This window comes from Rhodanobacter sp. A1T4 (assembly GCF_014207185.1).
GTDB lineage: Bacteria > Pseudomonadota > Gammaproteobacteria > Xanthomonadales > Rhodanobacteraceae > Rhodanobacter.
This window is the reverse complement of sequence record NZ_JACHCP010000002.1, coordinates 599,787-618,574: the sequence shown is the minus strand read 5'-3', so window position 1 is coordinate 618,574 and position 18,788 is coordinate 599,787. Positions and strand designations below refer to the sequence as shown.

The following is an 18,788-nucleotide window of genomic DNA, read 5'->3' as shown; positions in this document are numbered from 1 at the left end:
TCGGTTTGGTTACCTTACTGGTCATCGTGTGAGCAGACTATCGCGGTGCGTTTCGCGCATTCGTCCGCCCAGTCCGACACAACAAGTCGATGCGCAATGTTGTTGTACCAAGAGGTCGTGTCAGCAGCAACCGTAATTGCGTTGGACCACGGACGAACGGGGAATGCGCGGCACGTATTTCCGCTACGCTCAACACGCTTGCGCGCCGGCTGGCGCATCCTGGGGTGAGTGATGAACAGCACCGATATTTTCCTGATCGCGATGACGATCATCTTCGGCGTGCCGTACCTGATCTGGCGGCTGGGCCGCTTGGATTACTACGCACCGCTGGTGGTGGTGCAGATCATCACCGGCATCCTGCTGGGGCCGGGCATTCTCGGCGCGGCGTTTCCCGCCTACTACGCGGCGGTATTCAGTCCGCCGGTGATTCAGGCGCTCAACGGCATCGCGTGGTGGGCGGTGATGGTGTTTGTGTGGATAGCTGGCATCGAGCTGGACTTGAAGCAGGTATGGGTGCAGCGGCGCGAGTGCGGCATTACCGCCGGCCTGGCGCTGGGCGTGCCGCTGATCTTTGGTAGCGCGGCGGCTGCCGGGCTGCTGGTTTGGCGCGAGGGCTGGATCGGCGAAGCCGCGGCGCCGTGGCAGTTTCTGCTGGGTGTCGGCATGGCCTGTGCGGTGACGGCGCTGCCTATCCTGCTGCTGCTGATGGAAAAACTGGAAATCATGCGTGCGCCGTTGGGACAGCGCGTGTTGCGTTACGCCAGCCTGGATGACCTCGCGATCTGGGGCGTGCTGGCGCTGATCCTGCTCGACTGGCATCGGGTCGGCCTGCAGCTGTTGTTTCTGCTGCTATTTGCGCCGGCCGCCTGGTTATTCCGCAGGCTGATGCAATGGATGCCGGAATCGGACCGTTGGTACGTCGGTTTGATCTGGCTGGCCGCCTGTGGTTTTGCGGCAGATCGCGCCGGCCTGCATTTCATGGTGGGTGCATTTTTATCCGGTGCGGTGATCGACCGGCAGTGGTTCAATCAGGAGCATATGGATCTGCTGCGCAAACACGTGCTGCTGGTGGTGATGCCAGTGTTCTTTTTGTCGACCGGGCTGCGCACCAACTGGACGGTGGGCGGCGGTGCCGTGTTCATCGCCGCCGCGCTGCTGCTGATGGCGGGCGTCGCCGGCAAGTTGACTGGCATCCATTTGGCCGGCCGTTGGCTGGGTTGGCCGAAGGGTGATGCGTGGATCGTCGGCTGGCTGCTGCAAACCAAGGCGCTGATCATGATCATCTTCGTCAACATCCTGCTTGATCGCCACCTGATCACCAGCGCCACCTTTACCGCGCTGCTATTGATGGCGGTGGTCAGCACCATGTTGACTGTGCCGATGGTGAGCCCGCGGCTGGCGCGCGAGCGGTCGCTGCCAGGTCGGTAACATCGTTTTGTAACTTTAATTGAGTCGCCATGACATACCGCCTGCCTAGCATTCGCAGGATGTTGCGTCGGGCCTGAGGGCCGGCGTTGTATGGCGGCCGTGCGTTGTGCCGGCCGCGTCATTGGAGGCCGCAAAATGTTGAAGTTAGAACCCGCGCGATCTTTCGTGCGGCCGTACCGTGCCCGGCTGCTCGCCGCCGCCATCGCCACCGCCTTGATAACCGCGCCATGGATTGCCACCAACGTGGGCGCGACCGAAGTGCTGGCGACGCCCGCCGATGTCACCCCGGCAGGCGTTGCGCCTGCAGCCGCTCCGACGGCTGCACAGGACGCCCCGGCATCCAGTTCCAGCGCGTCGGCCAAGCAGCTCGACTCGGTAGTCGTAAGCGCCAAGAGCACGCGCTCGGCGGTGTCGCTGACCGGCAAGGAAATCCAGAAAATCCAGCCCGGCGCCAGCCCGTTGAAAGCGATCCAGACCCTGCCTGGCGTGCTCTATCTCACGGCCGATCCGTGGGGCAACAACGAGCAGAACACGCAGCTGTTCGTGCATGGTTTCAGCACGCAGCAGTTGGGCTACACGATGGATGGCGTACCGCTGGGCGATCAGCAGTACGGCAACTACAACGGTCTGTCGCCGCAGCGAGCGGTGATCAGCGAAGACGTCGGCTCGGTGACTCTGGCATCCGGTGCAGGCGACCTGTCGACAGCGTCGACCTCCAATCTGGGCGGTACGGTCACCACGCTTTCCAGCGATCCGGCCAAGGAAGCGGGCCTCAAGTTTGCGCAGACCTTCGGCAGCTACTCGGCGACGCGCACATATCTGCGTTACGACACAGGCAACTTCGGCGACGGCAACTCGGCCTATGGCTCGATCGTCAATCAGGACCAGCGCGCATGGGATTTCGCTGGTCATCAGCGCGGTGTGCAGGCTGACGGCAAATTCGTCCATGACGACAGCAATGGCAAGCTCACCCTGTTTGCCGATTACTCGGACAAGGTCGAGCCAAACGAGGACAGCATTTATCACGGCACGGCTGCAGGACAGGGCACGGTGCTGCCCTATACCCGTGCTTTCACTTATCCGAACTTTCCCTATGCGCTGGCCTACCTTGGCGCCAATGGCGCGCCGCCCGCGTCGGCGGGCAACAACTATCGCAACTACTACAGCGACGCCCAGCGCACCGATTATCTGACGTATGCCAAATACGACTGGAAAATCAGTGATGGCGTCACCTGGTCCAACCAGATTTACTACCACCACAATGACGGCGTCGGTGTGGTCGCCGGTCCGATCCAGGTGGCCGGGTTGCCCGCATTATTCAGCGTTTACTACCCGGGTCAGAACCTCAAGCAGGTATTCGGCAATTCGGGTTACGCCACGCGCACGACCGAATACGACATCAATCGTCGCGGCTTTCTCTCCAGTGTGGACTGGGTGGCCGGCAACAACCAGCTTGATGCGGGTGTCTGGTATGAGCTGAATCGTTCGGGCCAGTACCGTCGCTGGTATGCGCTTGACGTCAACGATCCAACGTCGCCGTATCAGCGTCCCAACGACAGCCTGCAGCCGCTGATCACACAGTACAACGTCGAGAATCGTACGCAGGTCGTGCAGCCGTACGTGTCCGACCAGTGGTTCATTACGCCGGAGATCACCCTGCAGGCCGGCTTCAAATCGAGCTTCCAGTTCGCCAATGGCCAGGTGCCAACGCAGCCGCTGCCGGGTTCGACGGTAGGTGTCACCCAGCTGCCGGTAGGCACGATCGATACGCGTCAGAAGTTTCTGCCGCAGATCGGCGCGACCTGGGATATCACCAGCCAGGATCAGCTGTTCGCCAACGTCCAGAAAAACACGCGCCAGTTCATTACCTACGGTGCGGGTGGACTGTCACCGTGGAGCCTGGGTAGCCAGGCCGCGTTCGAGCAGTTCAAGCAGAACGTATCGCCGGAAACTTCATGGACCGAAGAGCTGGGCCTGCGTTCGCAGCATGATTTCAATTTCGGTCCGATCAGCGGTATAGACGGCCAGGTCAGCGTCTATCACGTCGACTTCTCCAACCGCCTGCTGTCGATCAGCCCGACGCCGGTGATTTCGTCCATCGTCGGTGGTGCGCCAATCATCGCCAACGTGGGCAGCGTGACGACCAACGGCGTGGATATCGCGGGCACGTTGCACTTTGGCGATCACTTCAGCTTTTACGATGCGCTGTCGTACAACCAGTCGCAGTACAACGACAACTATCTCAGCGGCACTACGGTCGTGCCGACCTCAGGCAAGAATGTGCCGGGCAGCCCGGAGTGGTTGAACAAGTTCATCCTCAGCGCGAACTACGGTGCGATCAGCGGGCAGTTGGTCGGTGACTATGTCGGCAAGGTTTATGCGACTTATACCAACGATTTGTCGGTACCGAGCTACTTTCTGCTCAGCGCGCAGGCCAGCTATGCGATACCGGGTTCCTTCGGGATTCTGCACGACGCCAAGATCAGCTTGAACGTCAGCAACCTGCTACAGAAGAAGGGTGCCTACGAGGTGGTGGTCGGAGCGGCATCGGGAACCTACAACACTTATCCGATTCCGCCACGGCAGTTTTTCGTGACGTTCTCTGCGAGCTTCTTTTAGACCTCACCGGATCGTTCGACCGCAAAGTGTGTCAGCGCAAACATGAAGGCCTCTCCCGATTTGGGAGAGGCCTTTTGTTTTGAACAGAGTTGCCGGCAACGATTTCAGCGCACGATCGCGCTGCTGTAGGGCGGCATCTGCAGCTGCCCCTGAGTCAATGTGATGCCTGGGTTGCTTTGCTCTTGCAACGCACCGAAACGATGTCCCGTCGCATGCGTCACATCGACGGTCTGCGCTGTCCCTGAGAGGTTGTGTACCACCAGTACGCGGCTGTGTGCATCGCGCAGTTGCCACGCGACAATCTGTGGATTGGCCTGCGGCCAGTTGCTTAGTGTGCCGTCGCGCAATGCGCTGATCTGACGGCGCCAGCCGATCAACGTGGTGTAGTAGTTCAGCAGTGAATCGGTGTTGGTCTGCTCGGCATCCACCGAGATGTCGGGACCATCGCCGGCGCTGAAGGTTTTCCAGCGCGTTTCGTCGGCGCCATGATCATCGCGATGCCAGCGCATCGGCTCGCGGATATTTTCGTCGGGCTTCTGCCCGCGCATGCCCAGTTCCTCGCCGTAATAGATGAAAGGATGGCCGGGCAAGGTCAGCAGCATCGCGGCGGCCATGCGCATGTGCTGCGCGTTGCCATCGAGCTGGCTCATCACTCGATCCTGATCGTGGTTGGACAGGAAGGGTGCATCGACACCGGATTTTCCGGTCACTTTGCGATACGCGGTTTCGGTGCGATCGAGCAGTGCACCGAGATCGCCGGCGCGCTCGCTTTTGGCGCTGTCGATCAGCTGCTTGGCCAGTGGGAAATCGAATGCTGCGCTTAGCGGCTTGAAGTAGGGTGCGATTTCTTTGGCGCTGTCGCGCGCCACTTCGCCGACGACGTAGGCATCGGGTTTCACGGCATCGATACCGTGACGGAAGTCCGACCACCAGGTGATGTTCTTGGCCAGGATTTTCGGATCGTTCTTCTGCGACTTGAGGTCGAAGTAGATGTGCTGGGCCGCGTCCAGCCGGAAACCATCCACGCCCTTGTCCAGCCAGAAGCGGCCGAGTTTGATCATCTCCTGACGCACGGCGGGGTTGTCGTAATTGAGATCGGGCATCGCGCGGGTAAAAACGCCAAGGTAATGCTGGTCGCCGATAGCGTGCCATGCCGGAGTGTCGGTGGCGCTGATAGCGCCCAGGTCGGTTTGCGCATTCGACCAGCTGTACCAGTCGTGATACCGGCTCTTTGGATCAACGGCAGACTTGAACCACGGATGCTGGTCACTGCTGTGGTTGATCACTAGGTCGATGATCACCGCGATACCGCGCTTGTGCGCTTCGCTCAGCAGGTGCTGAAAATCGGCCGCCGTGCCGTACTGCGGATTGATGCCGTAATAGTCGGTGATGTCGTAGCCGTGGTAGCTCGGCGTCGGGTTGATCGGCATCAGCCAGAGGCCGCTCACGCCCAGCGATTTCAGGTAATCGAGTTTGGCCGTGATGCCATTGAGATCGCCTATGCCGTCGCCGTTGCTGTCGGCGAATGCGCGCACGAAAATCTCGTAATAGACGCCGGACGATTGTTCGCCATGTGCCGCGACTGTCCGTGCATCGTGATGGGCTGGCGCTGATGGGGTATGCGCAAAACAAACCGGTGCGCCGAGCATGGTAGCGAACCATCCGGCGAGCATGCGGTGCAGAAAGGAGCGGTGCTTTGACATATAGCCTCCCAGGGACACTAGCGGATGGTGCTACAGCAAGCCCGAATCCGCCGAAAAAAACCGGCCCCGAGGAGCAGAGCCCCAGGACCGGACGGGGAGAAGCAAAGCGGGCATCGTGAGGGACGATGCCCGGCCTGGATTACAGCTTGAGGTTCAAACCCACGTAAGACGTACGACCGAAATACTGGATCGTGCCGGTCTGTTGGGGGTTGCCGCCGAAGTAGGTACGCGTCGGCTGGTTGCTCAGGTTGAGCAACTGATAGACCACGCTCAACTGCTTGGTGACGTTATACGACGCCTGAAAGTCGAACACCGTCTCCCCGGCGAAGGTCACCAGCTGGTTGGTTACTGAAAGCTGCGTATCGGAGAGGAACGCCGAACGGTAGTTGCCCGACAGACGTGCCGAGAACGGGCCGTAGTCGTAGAACACCGCCATGCTGGCCACGCGCTTGGACAGGCCCGGCAGGCCGACATAGGTGGTGGGGCCACCGAGGGTGGTCGGGTTACGCACCGTGCTCGAGGTGAGCGCGAAGTTGCCGTCCACACCCAGTCCGCTCCAGATACCCGGCAGGAAGTGCGTCTTCGAGCCGGACAGTTCGAGGCCTCGCACCAGGCCGCCCTTGGCGTTATAGGCTGTCTGGAATTCACCGTTCTGGTAGGGCACGCCGGTGGTCGGGTCGATCGGCACGGTGATGCCGGCCGCGGCGAAATCGTAGTTGTTGTAGGTGACTTGCTGGATGAACGACTTCACGTCCTTGAAGAACACACCTGCGGTGAGCGCGCCTGACGAATCGTCAAAGTAGTGCTCGTAGTCGAGGTCGTACTGCGTGGCGCGCAGCGGGTTGAGCAGCGGGCTGGTACCGCCGTATACGTTGTACTGGCCGTTGGTTATATACGAGCCGGCACCGGCCAGCATCTGGTCGATCGGCGGGCGCGACAGCACCTTGGCGGCCGAGAAGCGCATCTGGTCGTCGTCGGTAAGGTGATAGATCAGATTCAGCGAAGGCAGGTAGTCGGTATAGGTCTTGCCGACGGTCAGCGGCGCGAAGTCGTCGCTGGTGTAGCCATTGCCATCGGTGATCGGAATGCCCGCGCCATTGCCCACCTGCTGCAGACCGTTGCTGTACTGCGACTGATGCGAGACGCGCACGCCGACGTTGCCGGTCAGCTCGTGGCCGAACACCTGGGCGTCGATGTCGGCCATGAAGAACAGGTCGTGGGTCTTCTCTTCGACCGTGCCGCTCTGGACGTACGTCCAGTTCTGGGTGTTGATGTCCTTCACCGGATTGGCGGTGATGCCGTGTGCTGCCAGGATGGCCGGTGCATTGAGCGTCAGGAAGCACGGCAGGCCGGAGAACTGACCCTTCCAGCAGGTGACCTTGGCGTCAGCTGCCGGAATGCTCAGCGGCGGCTCGCCCGCCACCGGCGAGGTGTTCCACTCCGAACCGTAGACGTAAGCCTCGCGGTCGGCCTCGTAGTTGTGGTTGTTCAGATAGACACCAGCTTCCAGCGCCGACAGCCAGGAGCTGTCGGGCAGGTCGTACTTCACGCTGGTGCGGAATGCCTTCATCTTGTCGTGATAGATGTATGGGTACACGCCGTAACGCGATAACCCCATGTCGTTGAGGTTGGTGTACAGGCCAGGGTTGGCGAACGACGCCGTGCCGATGTTGCCACCCTTCAGCATGTACGTCACCGACTGCGGCATCAGCTGCGGATTGGCCGTGCCCAAGCCGCTGTACGGATCGGCCGTGGTATCCACGTTGATGTCGTTGCTGGTCGCGCGCGACAGCGAAACGTCGGCATCGACGTGCCAGCGGTCGTGATCCCACTTCATGTTCAGGCCACCGGAGAGCACATTAGTGGTGGTCGAGTAATTATCGGCGGTGGTCTCATTGGAGAACTGGTTGCCGCCAACGCCGGTCGGATTGCTGCTTACCGTGCCGCCGATCAGTGTACCCAGTGAGCTGAACACCGGGTTGGTGATCTGCGCGTTGTTGCCGTAGAAGTTCTGCGAGCGCAGGCCATAGCCGAACGACTCGTTGTCGAATTTGGAGTAGAAACCGTCGCCGGTGAACTTCAGCTCATCGGTGGGCTTCCACACGATGGTGGCGACTTCACCGGTACGACGCTCTTCGCCGCCGTTCTGCTGCAACTGGATGCCCTCGGGCAGGTAACCCGAGGGCGAGTTGGCGCTGGAGTTCATCTTGTAGACCGCGCCATCGGAAGCCTCGCCCACGAACTGCTCGGCCACATGCGGCTGGTACATCTGCGCCACGCCCAGGCCAACACCCAGCGTATCGTCGAGGAACTTGCCCTGGTAGGCAGCGCTCAGGCGATAGCCAAGCGCGTTGGCACCAGACACGTCGTGCGCGGTGCCGTCGTAGCTGCCGCGTGCGTCGAGGTTGAAGTTCTGCTCCTTGGGAGCCTGCAGAGGATCGGCCGTCTGCATGGCAATGGTGCCGGCCACGCCGCCGGTGACCAGCGACGCCTGCGAGGACTTGTACACCGTGGCCATGTTGATCAGCTCGGACGGGTACTGGTCGAATTGGATGTAATTGCTGCCGCTGGTCGAGGGCTGCTCGCGACCATCAAGCGTGGTTTGGATAAAGTTGCCCGAGAGGCCGCGGATATTGATCTGCGATGCCTGGCCTGCGATGCGTTCGGCACTCACGCCAGGCAGGCGCGTCAGCGAGTCGGCGATCGACTGGTCCGGCAAGCCGCCGATGTCTGCAGACGTCACTACGTTCTGGATGGTGTCGGCATAACGCTGGATGTCGATTGCAGCCTCGGCGCCCTTGCTGTAGCCAGTGACCGTGATCGCGTCGAGGCTCTTGGCGAGTTTGTCTTTGCTGGTGTCTTTCTTTTTCGGATCATTGCTTGCCGGCCCACTGGCATCCTGCGGCGCGGATGCCTGGGCGGCCGGCGTTGCGGGTGTGTTGGCCGGCGCGGTGTTGTTATCGGTGGGCGTCGCCTTGACAGCAGCGGTGAAGCACATCCCGGCAGATATCAGCGCCACGGCCATCACGTTGCGTTTCAGTAGCATGTTCTCGTCTCCCCACGAAAATGTCGTTGTTGCTTGGACGCTTGCTACCCCATGCCTGTTGGCGATGGTGGCAGATTGCACTGGTTGGTGATCTCCAGCGGCGTGCCGGCATGGTAGGGCCGGCATTCCACGAGTCACCAGTTTCTGCATACGTATTCATCACGGCTGCACCAAACGACAGATCGCAGTGCAGCATGATGCGCGCTGTTCGAATTTCCGGATGAGCGATGGCTGTGCAAACGGCTTGCCGTAGGTGATGTTCCGGACATCTGCCCGATATTTCCGGAGAGCTGTTCGACCTGTACGCTCCATGGCGTGACGCAATCGCAGCACGAATGAATACGTATGCAGACCCCTGCGTGATGTCACGAGGCTGCCGCTAAGCTGCTGCCATTCGCCGACGAGCGCCTGCATGGCACGGCCGGTTCATGTCATGGGGTTTTGTTCAATGTCCGACGCATGCTGGTGGCGCGGTGCCGTCATCTATCAGATCTATCCGCGCAGCTTTCTCGACACCAACGCCGATGGTGTAGGTGATCTGCCGGGAATCATCGATCGGCTCGACTACGTGGCGAGCCTCGGTGTGGATGCGATCTGGATTTCGCCATTCTTCAAGTCGCCGATGGCTGATTTCGGTTATGACATTGCCGACTATCGTGACGTCGATCCCTTGTTCGGCACGCTGGCGGATTTCGATCGTCTGCTCGCCAAGGCGCATGGGCTCGGCCTGAAAGTAATGATCGACCAGGTGCTCAGTCATACATCGGTCGAGCACGCGTGGTTTCGTGAGAGTCGCGAAAGTCGCGACAATGCGAGAGCGGACTGGTACGTGTGGGCCGATGCGCGCGATGACGGCAGTCCACCGAACAACTGGCTGTCGCTGTTCGGCGGTTCGGCCTGGCAATGGGAGCCGCGGCGTGGCCAGTACTATCTGCACAATTTTCTGGCAGCGCAGCCGGATCTGAATTTTCATCATCCGCAGGTGCGCGCAGCGATACTCGATAGCGTGCGGTTCTGGCTGGACAAGGGCGTCGATGGCGTACGCCTGGATGCGATCAACTTCTGCTTCCACGATCGCCAGCTGCGCGACAACCCGCCCAAGCCGAAAGAGAAGCGCATCGGTCGCGGTTTCAGTGCGGATAATCCCTACGCGTTCCAGTATCACTACTACAATAACACGCAGCCGGAAAACCTGGCCTTTCTCGGCGAACTGCGCGCATTGATGGATGGCTATACAGATGTCGCAGCGCTGGGCGAAATTTCCTCGGAGGACTCGCTGGCGACGATGGCCGAATACACTCAGCATCATCGGCTGCACATGGGTTACAGCTTCGAGCTGTTGACCGACGATTTCAGTGCGGGCTATATCCGCGACACAGTGCAGACACTCGAGTCGCAGATGACCGAAGGCTGGCCGTGCTGGGCCATCTCCAACCATGACGTGGAACGTGTACTTTCGCGTTGGGGCAAGGGCAAACCTGTCGTGCCGCTGGCCAATTTGCTCACGGCGCTGGTCTGTTCGCTGCGTGGTTCGGTCTGCATCTATCAGGGCGAGGAGCTGGGACTGACCGAAGCCGATTTGCCGTTCGATGCGTTGCGTGATCCTTACGGCATCGCCTTCTGGCCACAATTCAAGGGGCGCGATGGCTGCCGTACGCCGATGCCCTGGAGCGATAGCGCAAACGCCGGTTTCAGCGATGGCACGCCGTGGTTGCCGGTGGCGGAAGAGCATCGCGCGAGCGCCGTGAGTCGACAGGAAGGTGACTCGCATTCCGTACTCAACGGCTTTCGCGCCTTCATGCACTGGCGGCAGTCGCAGCCGGCGTTGCGTTGGGGTGATATCCAGTTCATCGAGATGGCGGAGCCCGTCCTTGCGTTCACTCGGAGTTTCCAGGGTGAGACGTTGCTGGCAGTGTTCAACCTCGCCGATGCCACCATCGATATTTGCGTGCCGGTCAACGGCTTTGCCGAGGCTCTGAGTGGGCACGGTTTGCTACAGGGCACGCTTCACGATGGGCAACTGCGTCTGCCTGGATACGGCCTGTGGTTTGCATCGTTGCAGCCGTCGGATATCCGCGGCGCTACAAGTAGCTTTCACCACACGACTGTTGAAAGAGGTTGAAAAAAAGCCACTCCGATGCGGGAGTGGCTTTTTATTTTCGCTGCAGTTACCGACTACTTGCGATCGGCTGCTGTCTTGTCCCGGGTGGCGCGGAACTCGGAGTCTTGGCTCCAGTCCGGCCACTGGTTGGAGTTGGCCAGCTCGCTTCCCAGCACATAGAGCACCTGCAGATCGCGGGCCATGCCGGTGAACGGCCAGTCGGCCTGCCACTCGTCGCCCTGCTGGTGGTAGCGTTTGGCGGTGTAGTCGTCTTCGGCGGCCTTGCCGGCGGCGATGCCGCCAGCAACCCAGTCATTACCCGAGCCGAAGGAGATCGCCGGCACGCCGCGCTTGGCGAACGAGAAGTGATCGGAGCGGAAGAAGTGACCGGCTTCCGGCTTCGGGTCCGGGCTGTAGACCATGCCGAATTTTTTCGCGTTGGCGATCAGATCGTCCAGTAGCCCGAGTTTGGCGCTGCCCGAGATGGTGAAGTTGCGCGACGGGCCGTGCGGATCGAGCGCGTCCATATTGATCACGCCAACGGTGGTGGCCAGCGGATACAGCGGCTTGGCTGCGTAATACTCCGAACCCAGCAGACCCTTTTCTTCGGCGGTGACGTTGAGGAATACCACCGAGCGTTCCGGTCGTGGCGCCTTGGCAAAGGCTCGACCCAGCTCGATCAGCGCTGCCGTGCCGGTGGCGTTGTCGACGGCGCCGTTGTAGATGCGATCACCTTTCGCATCGGGCTGGCCGACGCCGAGATGATCCCAGTGCGCGCTGTAGATGACCGTTTGGTCGGGATGTTTGCTGCCCTCGATGCGGCCGACGATGTTGTGCGAGGTAATAACTTTGGAATCGACCTTGAAATTGGCCGAGAAACTCTCGCCCTTCAACGTCACCGGCTTGAATTCGCGTGTCTGTGCCTGCTTTTTCAGCGCCTCGAAATCGAGTCCGGCGCGCTTGAACATATCGACGGCGAGGTCGCGCTGGATCCATGCTTCCAGCTGCGGATGCACCGCGGCCGGCTTGTCACGCACGATGTCGAACATGGTAATGGTGTTGGAGTTCTTCACCGTGTTCCAGCCGTACGAGGCCGGCGCGGTTTCGTGTATCACCAGCATGCCCAGCGCGCCCTGACGCGCGGCTTCCTCGTACTTATAGGTCCAGCGGCCGTAGTAGGTCATCGCCTTGCCGCCAAAGTCGCCGACGCCGGTTTCGAAGTCGGGGTCGTTGATCAGCACCACGGCGATCTTGCCGTGCAGGTCGACACCCTTGAAATCGTCCCAGTGACGCTCCGGCGCATTGACGCCATAACCGATGAAGACCAGCGGTGCGTTGGCAATCGCGACGGACGTCGAGCCGTCCATCGGCGCACGCACCGCGATCTCGTTGCCCTGGGTCAGTGATTGCGCCTTGCCGTCGATCGACAGGCTGAGTGCGGGTGTGCCGATGATCTCGGTGCGCAATAGCGGCACGGCCTGGGTCCAGGCGCGTTTGCCGTTGCTCAGGTCACCGCCGGGCTGCAGGCCCGCGGCCTTCATCTGCGAAACGACGTAGTCGATTGTCTTGGTTTCGGCAGGCGTGGCCGGGCCACGACCTTCGAACGCGTCCGACGAAAGTACCTTGTCCTCTTCGGAGAGACGATGTGGATCGAAGGTCGGTGAGGGGACGGCAGCAGCCATCAGAGCCGTCGATACGGCCAAGGTGAGCGTGGAAAGAATCAGTCGTTTCAAGAGCAGCTACCTGTCTGTGGAATCCGCATCGATAGTAGGCAACTGACCAACGCGGGTCTACCCGTACGAGGGGGTGCCTTCGCGGCCAAGGTGATAAGGCGGGTTGCGCGCAATGATGTGCACGAATCGTCAAGCCTCTGATCCGTTATGCTCCTACTCATGCTTTCATTTTTCTTTTGTCGATCGAATTTGCCGTGCCACTTGACGGGCACATGGCGTGTTGTCGTCCGATGAGCCGGTTAACAAAATCCCGGCAAAGCAACTCAAATGCTCCGCGTCAGCGTATGCAGATGGCCGATCTGGCGAGGCTGGCCGGCGTGTCGACTTCAACGGTGTCGCGCGCACTGAGCGGTAGCGCCTTGATCAACGAGGAGACGCGAGAACGCATACAGGCGCTCGCTCGCCAGTTCAACTACACCATCAATAGCGTTGCGACCAACCTGCGTTCCGGCGTCAAGCGCACGATCGCTGTCGTGGTTCCTTATGAGATGGCCAGTCGTCAGAGTTTTGCCGATCCGTTCCTGCATGGAATCATCGGTAGCCTTGCTGATGCGCTTACCGAGCGTGGTTACGAGATGCTGCTGTCGCGCATGGATGCTGATCGGCTCGACATGGCGGCGGCATTGATCGATGGCGGCCGTGCCGCAGGGCTGATTTTGATCGGGCAGTGGCGTCATCACGATCAGCTGAACGCCATGGCAGAACGTGGTTTGCCCATGGTGGTTTGGGGCGCGCGCCTGCCGCATCAGAATTATTGCATTGTGGGTGGCGACAACGTCCTTGGAGGCCGTCTGGTGGCTGAGCATCTGCTTGCTCAGGGCCGTCGACGTATGGTGTTTCTCGGTGATGCGGGTCTGCCCGAAGTCGCCCAGCGCTATCGTGGTTTTGCACAGTGCCTGCGCAAGAACGCATTGCCGCTGCTGGAACAGCAGCGCGCAGCGGCATCGTTTCTGGCCGACAGTGGACGCAAGGCAATGCTGGCCTTGATCGATGCCAACCCGACGCTGGATGCAGTTTTCGCCAGCAGTGATCTGCTGGCGATGGCTGCCATCGGCGCACTGCGCGAGCGAGGTCGTCGCATCCCGGCGGACGTCGCCGTAGTGGGCTATGACGACGTTGAGCTGGCGGCGTATTTCAATCCACCCATCACTACGGTGCGACAGCCCATCCATGAAGCCGGTGGGCGGCTGGTGGAGACGCTTTTGAGCTTGATCAAAGGGCAGTCTTTGCCGGTCTCGGCTCCGCTGGAAACCCAGCTGATCGTGCGGGAAAGCAGTCAGGCGACAGCTGCGTACTGACGCAACGCAATATTTTTGCTGAATCGATCAGGGGCGATGTAGTGAGTTCTGGTCGACGCTATGCCGACTGCAATCGTTCCCATGACTGGCATTTTTCCGTGCCAATATTTTCGTAGAAAGTACTTAATAGAAGCTTTTTTGTGATGTTGCAGCGCAAATTGCAATCGATTGCATTAAAGTCGAGCATGCTCCCCGGGGATCGAAACACTAGGTCAGGCACGCGCGAAGTCGAACGCATGCCTGCTTCATAACTCGAAGGGGATGCGCGATGAAAACTGACGTGATTCGCAAGCATGTGCTTGCAGTTGCTGTGATGCTGGCCTTGATACCGGTGGCCGCGACGGCGCAAAGCACTTCAAGCGGAGAACCAGGTCCGCAGGCGCCTGGCAGCACCAACGGATCAGATCAGGGCAAAGCCAGTCAGAGCAAGCAAGAGCTGAACAAGTCCGATCACAACAAGGCGGTCAACCTGGACGAGACCGTGGTCACCGCGTCGCCAGGTGCACTGACCAAAATGGGCTCCAGCGTTTCCGTCAGCTCGCTGGAGGCCGATCAGATCAGCGACAGCGGCCTGCAGAACGCTGCAGACATTCTTCGCAACATTCCCGGTATTCGCGCCGAGTCCTCCGGCGGCGACGGCAATGCCAATATTTCGGTGCGTGGCCTTCCGGTGGCTTCCGGTGGCGGCAAGTACGTGCAGTTCCAGGTCGATGGCATGCCAGTGCTGGAATTCGGCGACATCTCTTTTGCCACGCCTGACACTTTCCTGCGCCCTGACTACAACATCGATCATGTGGAGGTCGTCCGCGGCGGATCTTCGTCGGTGTTCGCCAGCAACGCACCGGGTGCGGTGATCAACTTCATCACCAAGACGGGTGAGCAGCAGGGCGGCGACATCGGCATCACCACCGGGCTCAACTACGATGCCAAGCGGCTGGACTTTGACTACGGTCAGCCGATTTCCGACACAACGCGCTTCCATATCGGCGGCTATCTGCGTGACGGCACCGGTCAGAAGGACGTCGGCTACGACGCCCAGAAGGGTGGCCAGCTGATGGGGAATGTGACTCACGACATCGATGGTGGATTCCTGCGACTGAATTTCCAGTTGCTGGACGACAAGTCGCCGGTGTATCTGCCGGTACCGCTGTCGATCACCGGCAGCAACAGCAACCCGAGCGTGAACTCGCTGCCCGGCTTCAATATCCAGAGCGGTGCGCTGCAGTCGCCGTACTTCCTGCACGACCTCGCGGTCGGCGCCAATGGCGACCGGATCTTCACCAACATTTCAGATGGTTACCATTCCAAGGTGGCCGCCATTGGCGGCCTCGGCGAATTCAGCCTCGGTGATGGCTGGAAACTGGATGAGCAGTTCCGCATCGCCAACAACTCCGGTGATTTCGTCGGGCCGTATCCGGGCTCGGTGCAAACTGCTGCGTCTGCAGCCCAAGCTCTCGGTGGTACCGGCGCCACGCTGGCCTATGCCACCGGCCCCAAGGCCGGGCAGGCCGTCAACGCGGCCAACGTAGGCGGCAATGGACTGGTCTCGAACACGCTGTTGTTCAATGTGTCGCTGCCCAACATGAACAATGCCACCAACAACCTCACCCTCAAGCGCTCGTTCGATACGAACAACGGCCCGTTGAACCTGCTGTTCGGCTATTACCATTCCGATCAGACCATCGAGCAGGACTGGCACTGGAACCAGTATCTGGAAACCGTGCAGGGCAAGGACGCGGTGCTGCTCAACGTCTACAACGCGGCCGGTCAGGCTGTCACGCAAAATGGTCTGGTGGCTTATGGCCAGCCGGTGTTCGGCAACTGCTGCACTCGCTATCTGGACGTCGACTACAAGATGGATGCGCCATACCTGTCGCTGAGCTGGCAGCCGGGCAGCTGGCAGCTCGATGGTGGCGTGCGCTACGACTATATGAAAGCCAACGGCAGCTACGCGAGCGCGTCGACCGTCCCGCTGGATGTTAACGGCGACGGCATCATCGAAGCGCCGGAGCAGAACGTTCAGGTGGTCAATCTAGCCAATGCCTCGCCGGTGAATTACGACAAGAAGCACCTGGAATACTCCTTTGGCGCCAACTACCTGATCAACACCGAGGTAGCCCTGTTTGCGCGTATCAGCGACGGCGCTCGCTTCAACTCCGATCGATTGCTGTTCGGCGGCGGCGTGCTACCTGATGGCACGGTGCCGTCGGCGGTGGCGGTGAACGTGGTGAAACAGGACGAGGTCGGCGTGAAGTGGAGCACGCAGCACACCAGCTTGTTCGTCACCGGTTTCTACGCGACCACTCAGGAGACCAACCAGGACGTCACGATACCGTCCAATCCGATCATCAATCGCGACTACAAGTCCAAGGGCGTTGAGGTGGAGGGCTCGCTTGACTACGGTGATTTCAGCGTGCGCGGCGGTGTGACCTACACCGACTCGAAGATCACCAAGGACGAGATCACTCCGGACGACGTCGATGACGAGCCGCAGCGCCAGGCGCACTGGGTGTGGCAGCTCAATCCCAGCTATCGCTTCGGCCCGGTAACGGTCGGCGCCACGGTGATTGGCACCACCAAGTCCTACGCTGCTCAGCCAAATGGATTGGTGATGCCGGGCTATACCCAGGTCAATGCGTTTGTCCGCTACGACATCACCCCGCGCATGACCGTATCGCTGCAGGCGGACAACCTCTTCAACGCGGTCGGGTTGACCGAAATCGACCAGAGTCCAGGCGGCGTGACCACCAACGGATTGAACACGGCTCGTTCGATCCTCGGTCGAACGGTATTCGCCAGCTGGCGCTATAGCCTGTGAGTGAAGCGCAGCACCAGGAGACGTTCGAGCTGGCCGCGCTGCGTCAGCGATTCGTCTCGATGTTTAGCGTCGCGCGTCGGGCCGCTGCCGAGCGACAGTTCGATCGGGTCGGGCCGGCGTTGGCCGAGCGGCTTGCCGCGGTATACGGCGGCACCGCCGGATTCGGCGAATGGATGGCTACGGTGTATGAGGACCTTGGTCGGCTCGCGGCAACCCGATCCGCTGCGCTGGTTGCGCTGGACCAGCAACGTGCGCTGCAGCCGGACTGGTTTTTGCGGCAGCACATGGTGGGTTATTCGGCCTACGTCGATCGATTCGGCGGCACGCTTGCCGGTGTGGGTGAACGTATCGACCACCTGCGAGCGCTCGGTGTGGACTACCTGCATCTTCTGCCCTTTCTGCAGGCGCGCCAGGGCGAGAGTGATGGTGGGTTTGCGGTATCCAGCTTCGAGCACGTGGAGCCGGCATTGGGAACGATGGACGACTTGGAGACGCTGGCATCGCAGCTCCAGGAAGCTGGCATAAGCCTGTGTGCCGATCTGGTCCTCAATCATGTGGCCGATGATCATCCCTGGGCGCAAGCGGCGGCTGCCGGTGATGCGGCGATGCGCCAATTTTTCCACGTGTTTCCCGATCGCATCCTGCCCGATGCCTACGAGGCTACGGTGGGGGAAGTGTTTCCCCAGGCGGCGCCAGGCAACTTTAGCCAGGTACCGGCCATGGGCGGCTGGGTCTGGACGACGTTCTATCCGTTCCAGTGGGATCTCAACTACGCCCACCCACCCGTTTTCGCGGCGATAGCGCACGCGCTGCTGCAACTGGCCAATCGCGGTGTAAAAGTTTTTCGGCTCGATTCCGCACCGTTCCTTTGGAAACGTCTCGGTACCCTCTGCATCAACCAGCCTGAAGTGCATCAAATACTCGCCGCGCTGCGTGCTTGCGTGGAATTGGTCGCTCCGGGTGTGTTGCTGAAGGCCGAAGCCATTGTGCCCACAGAGCAGGTAAGCGCCTATTTCGGTCGCGATGAACTGCGCGGGCGCGAGTGCCAGCTGGCGTATCACAGTGGTTTGATGGCTTCTGCGTGGGCGGCACTTGCCGAAGGTCACGCCGGGCTGCCGAAGCAGCTGCTTGCCGACACTCCGCCACCACCGGAGGCGTGCGGATGGGTGACTTATGTGCGCTGCCACGACGATATTGTGTGGGGTGTGTTGAGGCCACTGGCGGAGGCTGCTGGTGAAGATTTTTCGCGGCGCATCGGTGCGGCAGCGGCCTATCTGGAAGGTCGCACACCCGGCAGTTTCGCGCGCGGTGCAGCTTTTCAGACGCTGGATGGAGAGGGGGTGCACGGTAGCAACGGCATGGCTGCTGCTCTGGTCGGGCTGCCAGAGCATATGCTGGACGACATCCAGCCCGCAGCGTTGCGCCGTTACGTTTTGCTTTACGCGCTGGCCTTCTGGGTCGGTGCTGTACCACTCATCTATATGGGCGACGAGTTGGGTCAGTACAGCAATACGGATCCGGCTGACGCTGGGCGCGTAGCGCTGGATGGTCGCTGGTTGCAGCGCCCAGCGCTCTCTACCGAGGCACTGGCTGCGCTGTCGAGTGGGCGAGGTGTGCCAGCTGCCACTTTTGCCGCGCTAACGGCGTTGGTCGCTGCACGTCGCCACCAGCATTGGCCGAGTGCCAGCAAAGTGTCGGTCGTTGCGCACCCGAACCCCGGTCTGCTGATAGTGCAACGTGGGGACGAGACGCTGGGCATATTCAATTTTTCTGCCAGCCACGCGATGGTCGATCTGGAATCGTTGGGGGTAGGGACTGGATGGTCGGATCTGTTTGCGTCAGGTGCCGATGTGATGACATCGCGTGACCTGCGGAAGCTGCAACCGTGGGCTACGCTGTGGCGGAGCCGCACACATGACTAAGTTGATGCAGAGCATGGCGCACCGGACAGGTCTGCTGCGTCAGTGCACGCTGGCGTTCTGTTCGATGAGGCGGTGGAGTTCGCCAGCCATAGTGGTAGCCGGCGCGGCGTCTTGCCGGCT

The 18,788-nt window shown here is 60.6% G+C and carries 9 protein-coding genes; 6 read left to right on the top strand and 3 right to left on the bottom strand.

The window, feature by feature from the left end; all coding sequences use genetic code 11:
* Positions 1-231 precede the first annotated feature (231 nt).
* The gene (locus HDE80_RS06050) at positions 232-1,428 is read left to right on the top strand and encodes a cation:proton antiporter (RefSeq protein ID WP_184668759.1); all 1,197 of its coding nucleotides are present in this window, start codon (positions 232-234) and stop codon (positions 1,426-1,428) included.
* Positions 1,429-1,563: 135 nt separating this feature from the next.
* The gene (locus HDE80_RS06045; RefSeq protein WP_184668757.1) at positions 1,564-4,047 is read left to right on the top strand and encodes a TonB-dependent receptor; all 2,484 of its coding nucleotides are present in this window, start codon (positions 1,564-1,566) and stop codon (positions 4,045-4,047) included.
* A gap of 104 nt (positions 4,048-4,151) precedes the next feature.
* On the opposite strand, the gene HDE80_RS06040 is transcribed toward HDE80_RS06045, so the two are convergent.
* Both HDE80_RS06040 and HDE80_RS06035 read right to left on the bottom strand, forming a co-directional pair.
* On the bottom strand, positions 4,152-5,750 hold the full coding sequence (locus HDE80_RS06040) for an alpha-amylase family glycosyl hydrolase (RefSeq protein WP_255483594.1): 1,599 nt from the start codon (positions 5,748-5,750) through the stop codon (positions 4,152-4,154).
* 139 nt (positions 5,751-5,889) lie between these two features.
* A complete protein-coding gene (locus HDE80_RS06035; protein ID WP_184668755.1) occupies positions 5,890-8,796 on the bottom strand; it encodes a TonB-dependent receptor in 2,907 nt (968 codons plus the stop codon).
* Positions 8,797-9,244: 448 nt separating this feature from the next.
* Between HDE80_RS06035 and HDE80_RS06030 the strand changes: the two genes are divergently transcribed.
* The gene (locus tag HDE80_RS06030; protein ID WP_184668753.1) at positions 9,245-10,918 is read left to right on the top strand and encodes an alpha-glucosidase; all 1,674 of its coding nucleotides are present in this window, start codon (positions 9,245-9,247) and stop codon (positions 10,916-10,918) included.
* A 53-nt stretch (positions 10,919-10,971) separates the two neighbouring features.
* On the opposite strand, the gene HDE80_RS06025 is transcribed toward HDE80_RS06030, so the two are convergent.
* On the bottom strand, positions 10,972-12,630 hold the full coding sequence (locus HDE80_RS06025) for a M28 family metallopeptidase (protein WP_184668751.1): 1,659 nt from the start codon (positions 12,628-12,630) through the stop codon (positions 10,972-10,974).
* A 284-nt stretch (positions 12,631-12,914) separates the two neighbouring features.
* Between HDE80_RS06025 and HDE80_RS06020 the strand changes: the two genes are divergently transcribed.
* From HDE80_RS06020 to HDE80_RS06010, 3 genes are all read left to right on the top strand, one after another.
* Entirely contained in the window at positions 12,915-13,928 is a 1,014-nt protein-coding gene (locus HDE80_RS06020; protein ID WP_255483593.1) for a LacI family DNA-binding transcriptional regulator, read from the top strand.
* A gap of 268 nt (positions 13,929-14,196) precedes the next feature.
* On the top strand, positions 14,197-16,746 hold the full coding sequence (locus HDE80_RS06015) for a TonB-dependent receptor (RefSeq protein WP_184668749.1): 2,550 nt from the start codon (positions 14,197-14,199) through the stop codon (positions 16,744-16,746).
* Entirely contained in the window at positions 16,743-18,668 is a 1,926-nt protein-coding gene (locus HDE80_RS06010) for an alpha-amylase family glycosyl hydrolase (protein ID WP_345776415.1), read from the top strand. Before HDE80_RS06015 ends, HDE80_RS06010 begins: the two co-directional genes overlap by 4 nt.
* The last annotated feature ends 120 nt before the right edge of the window (positions 18,669-18,788 follow it).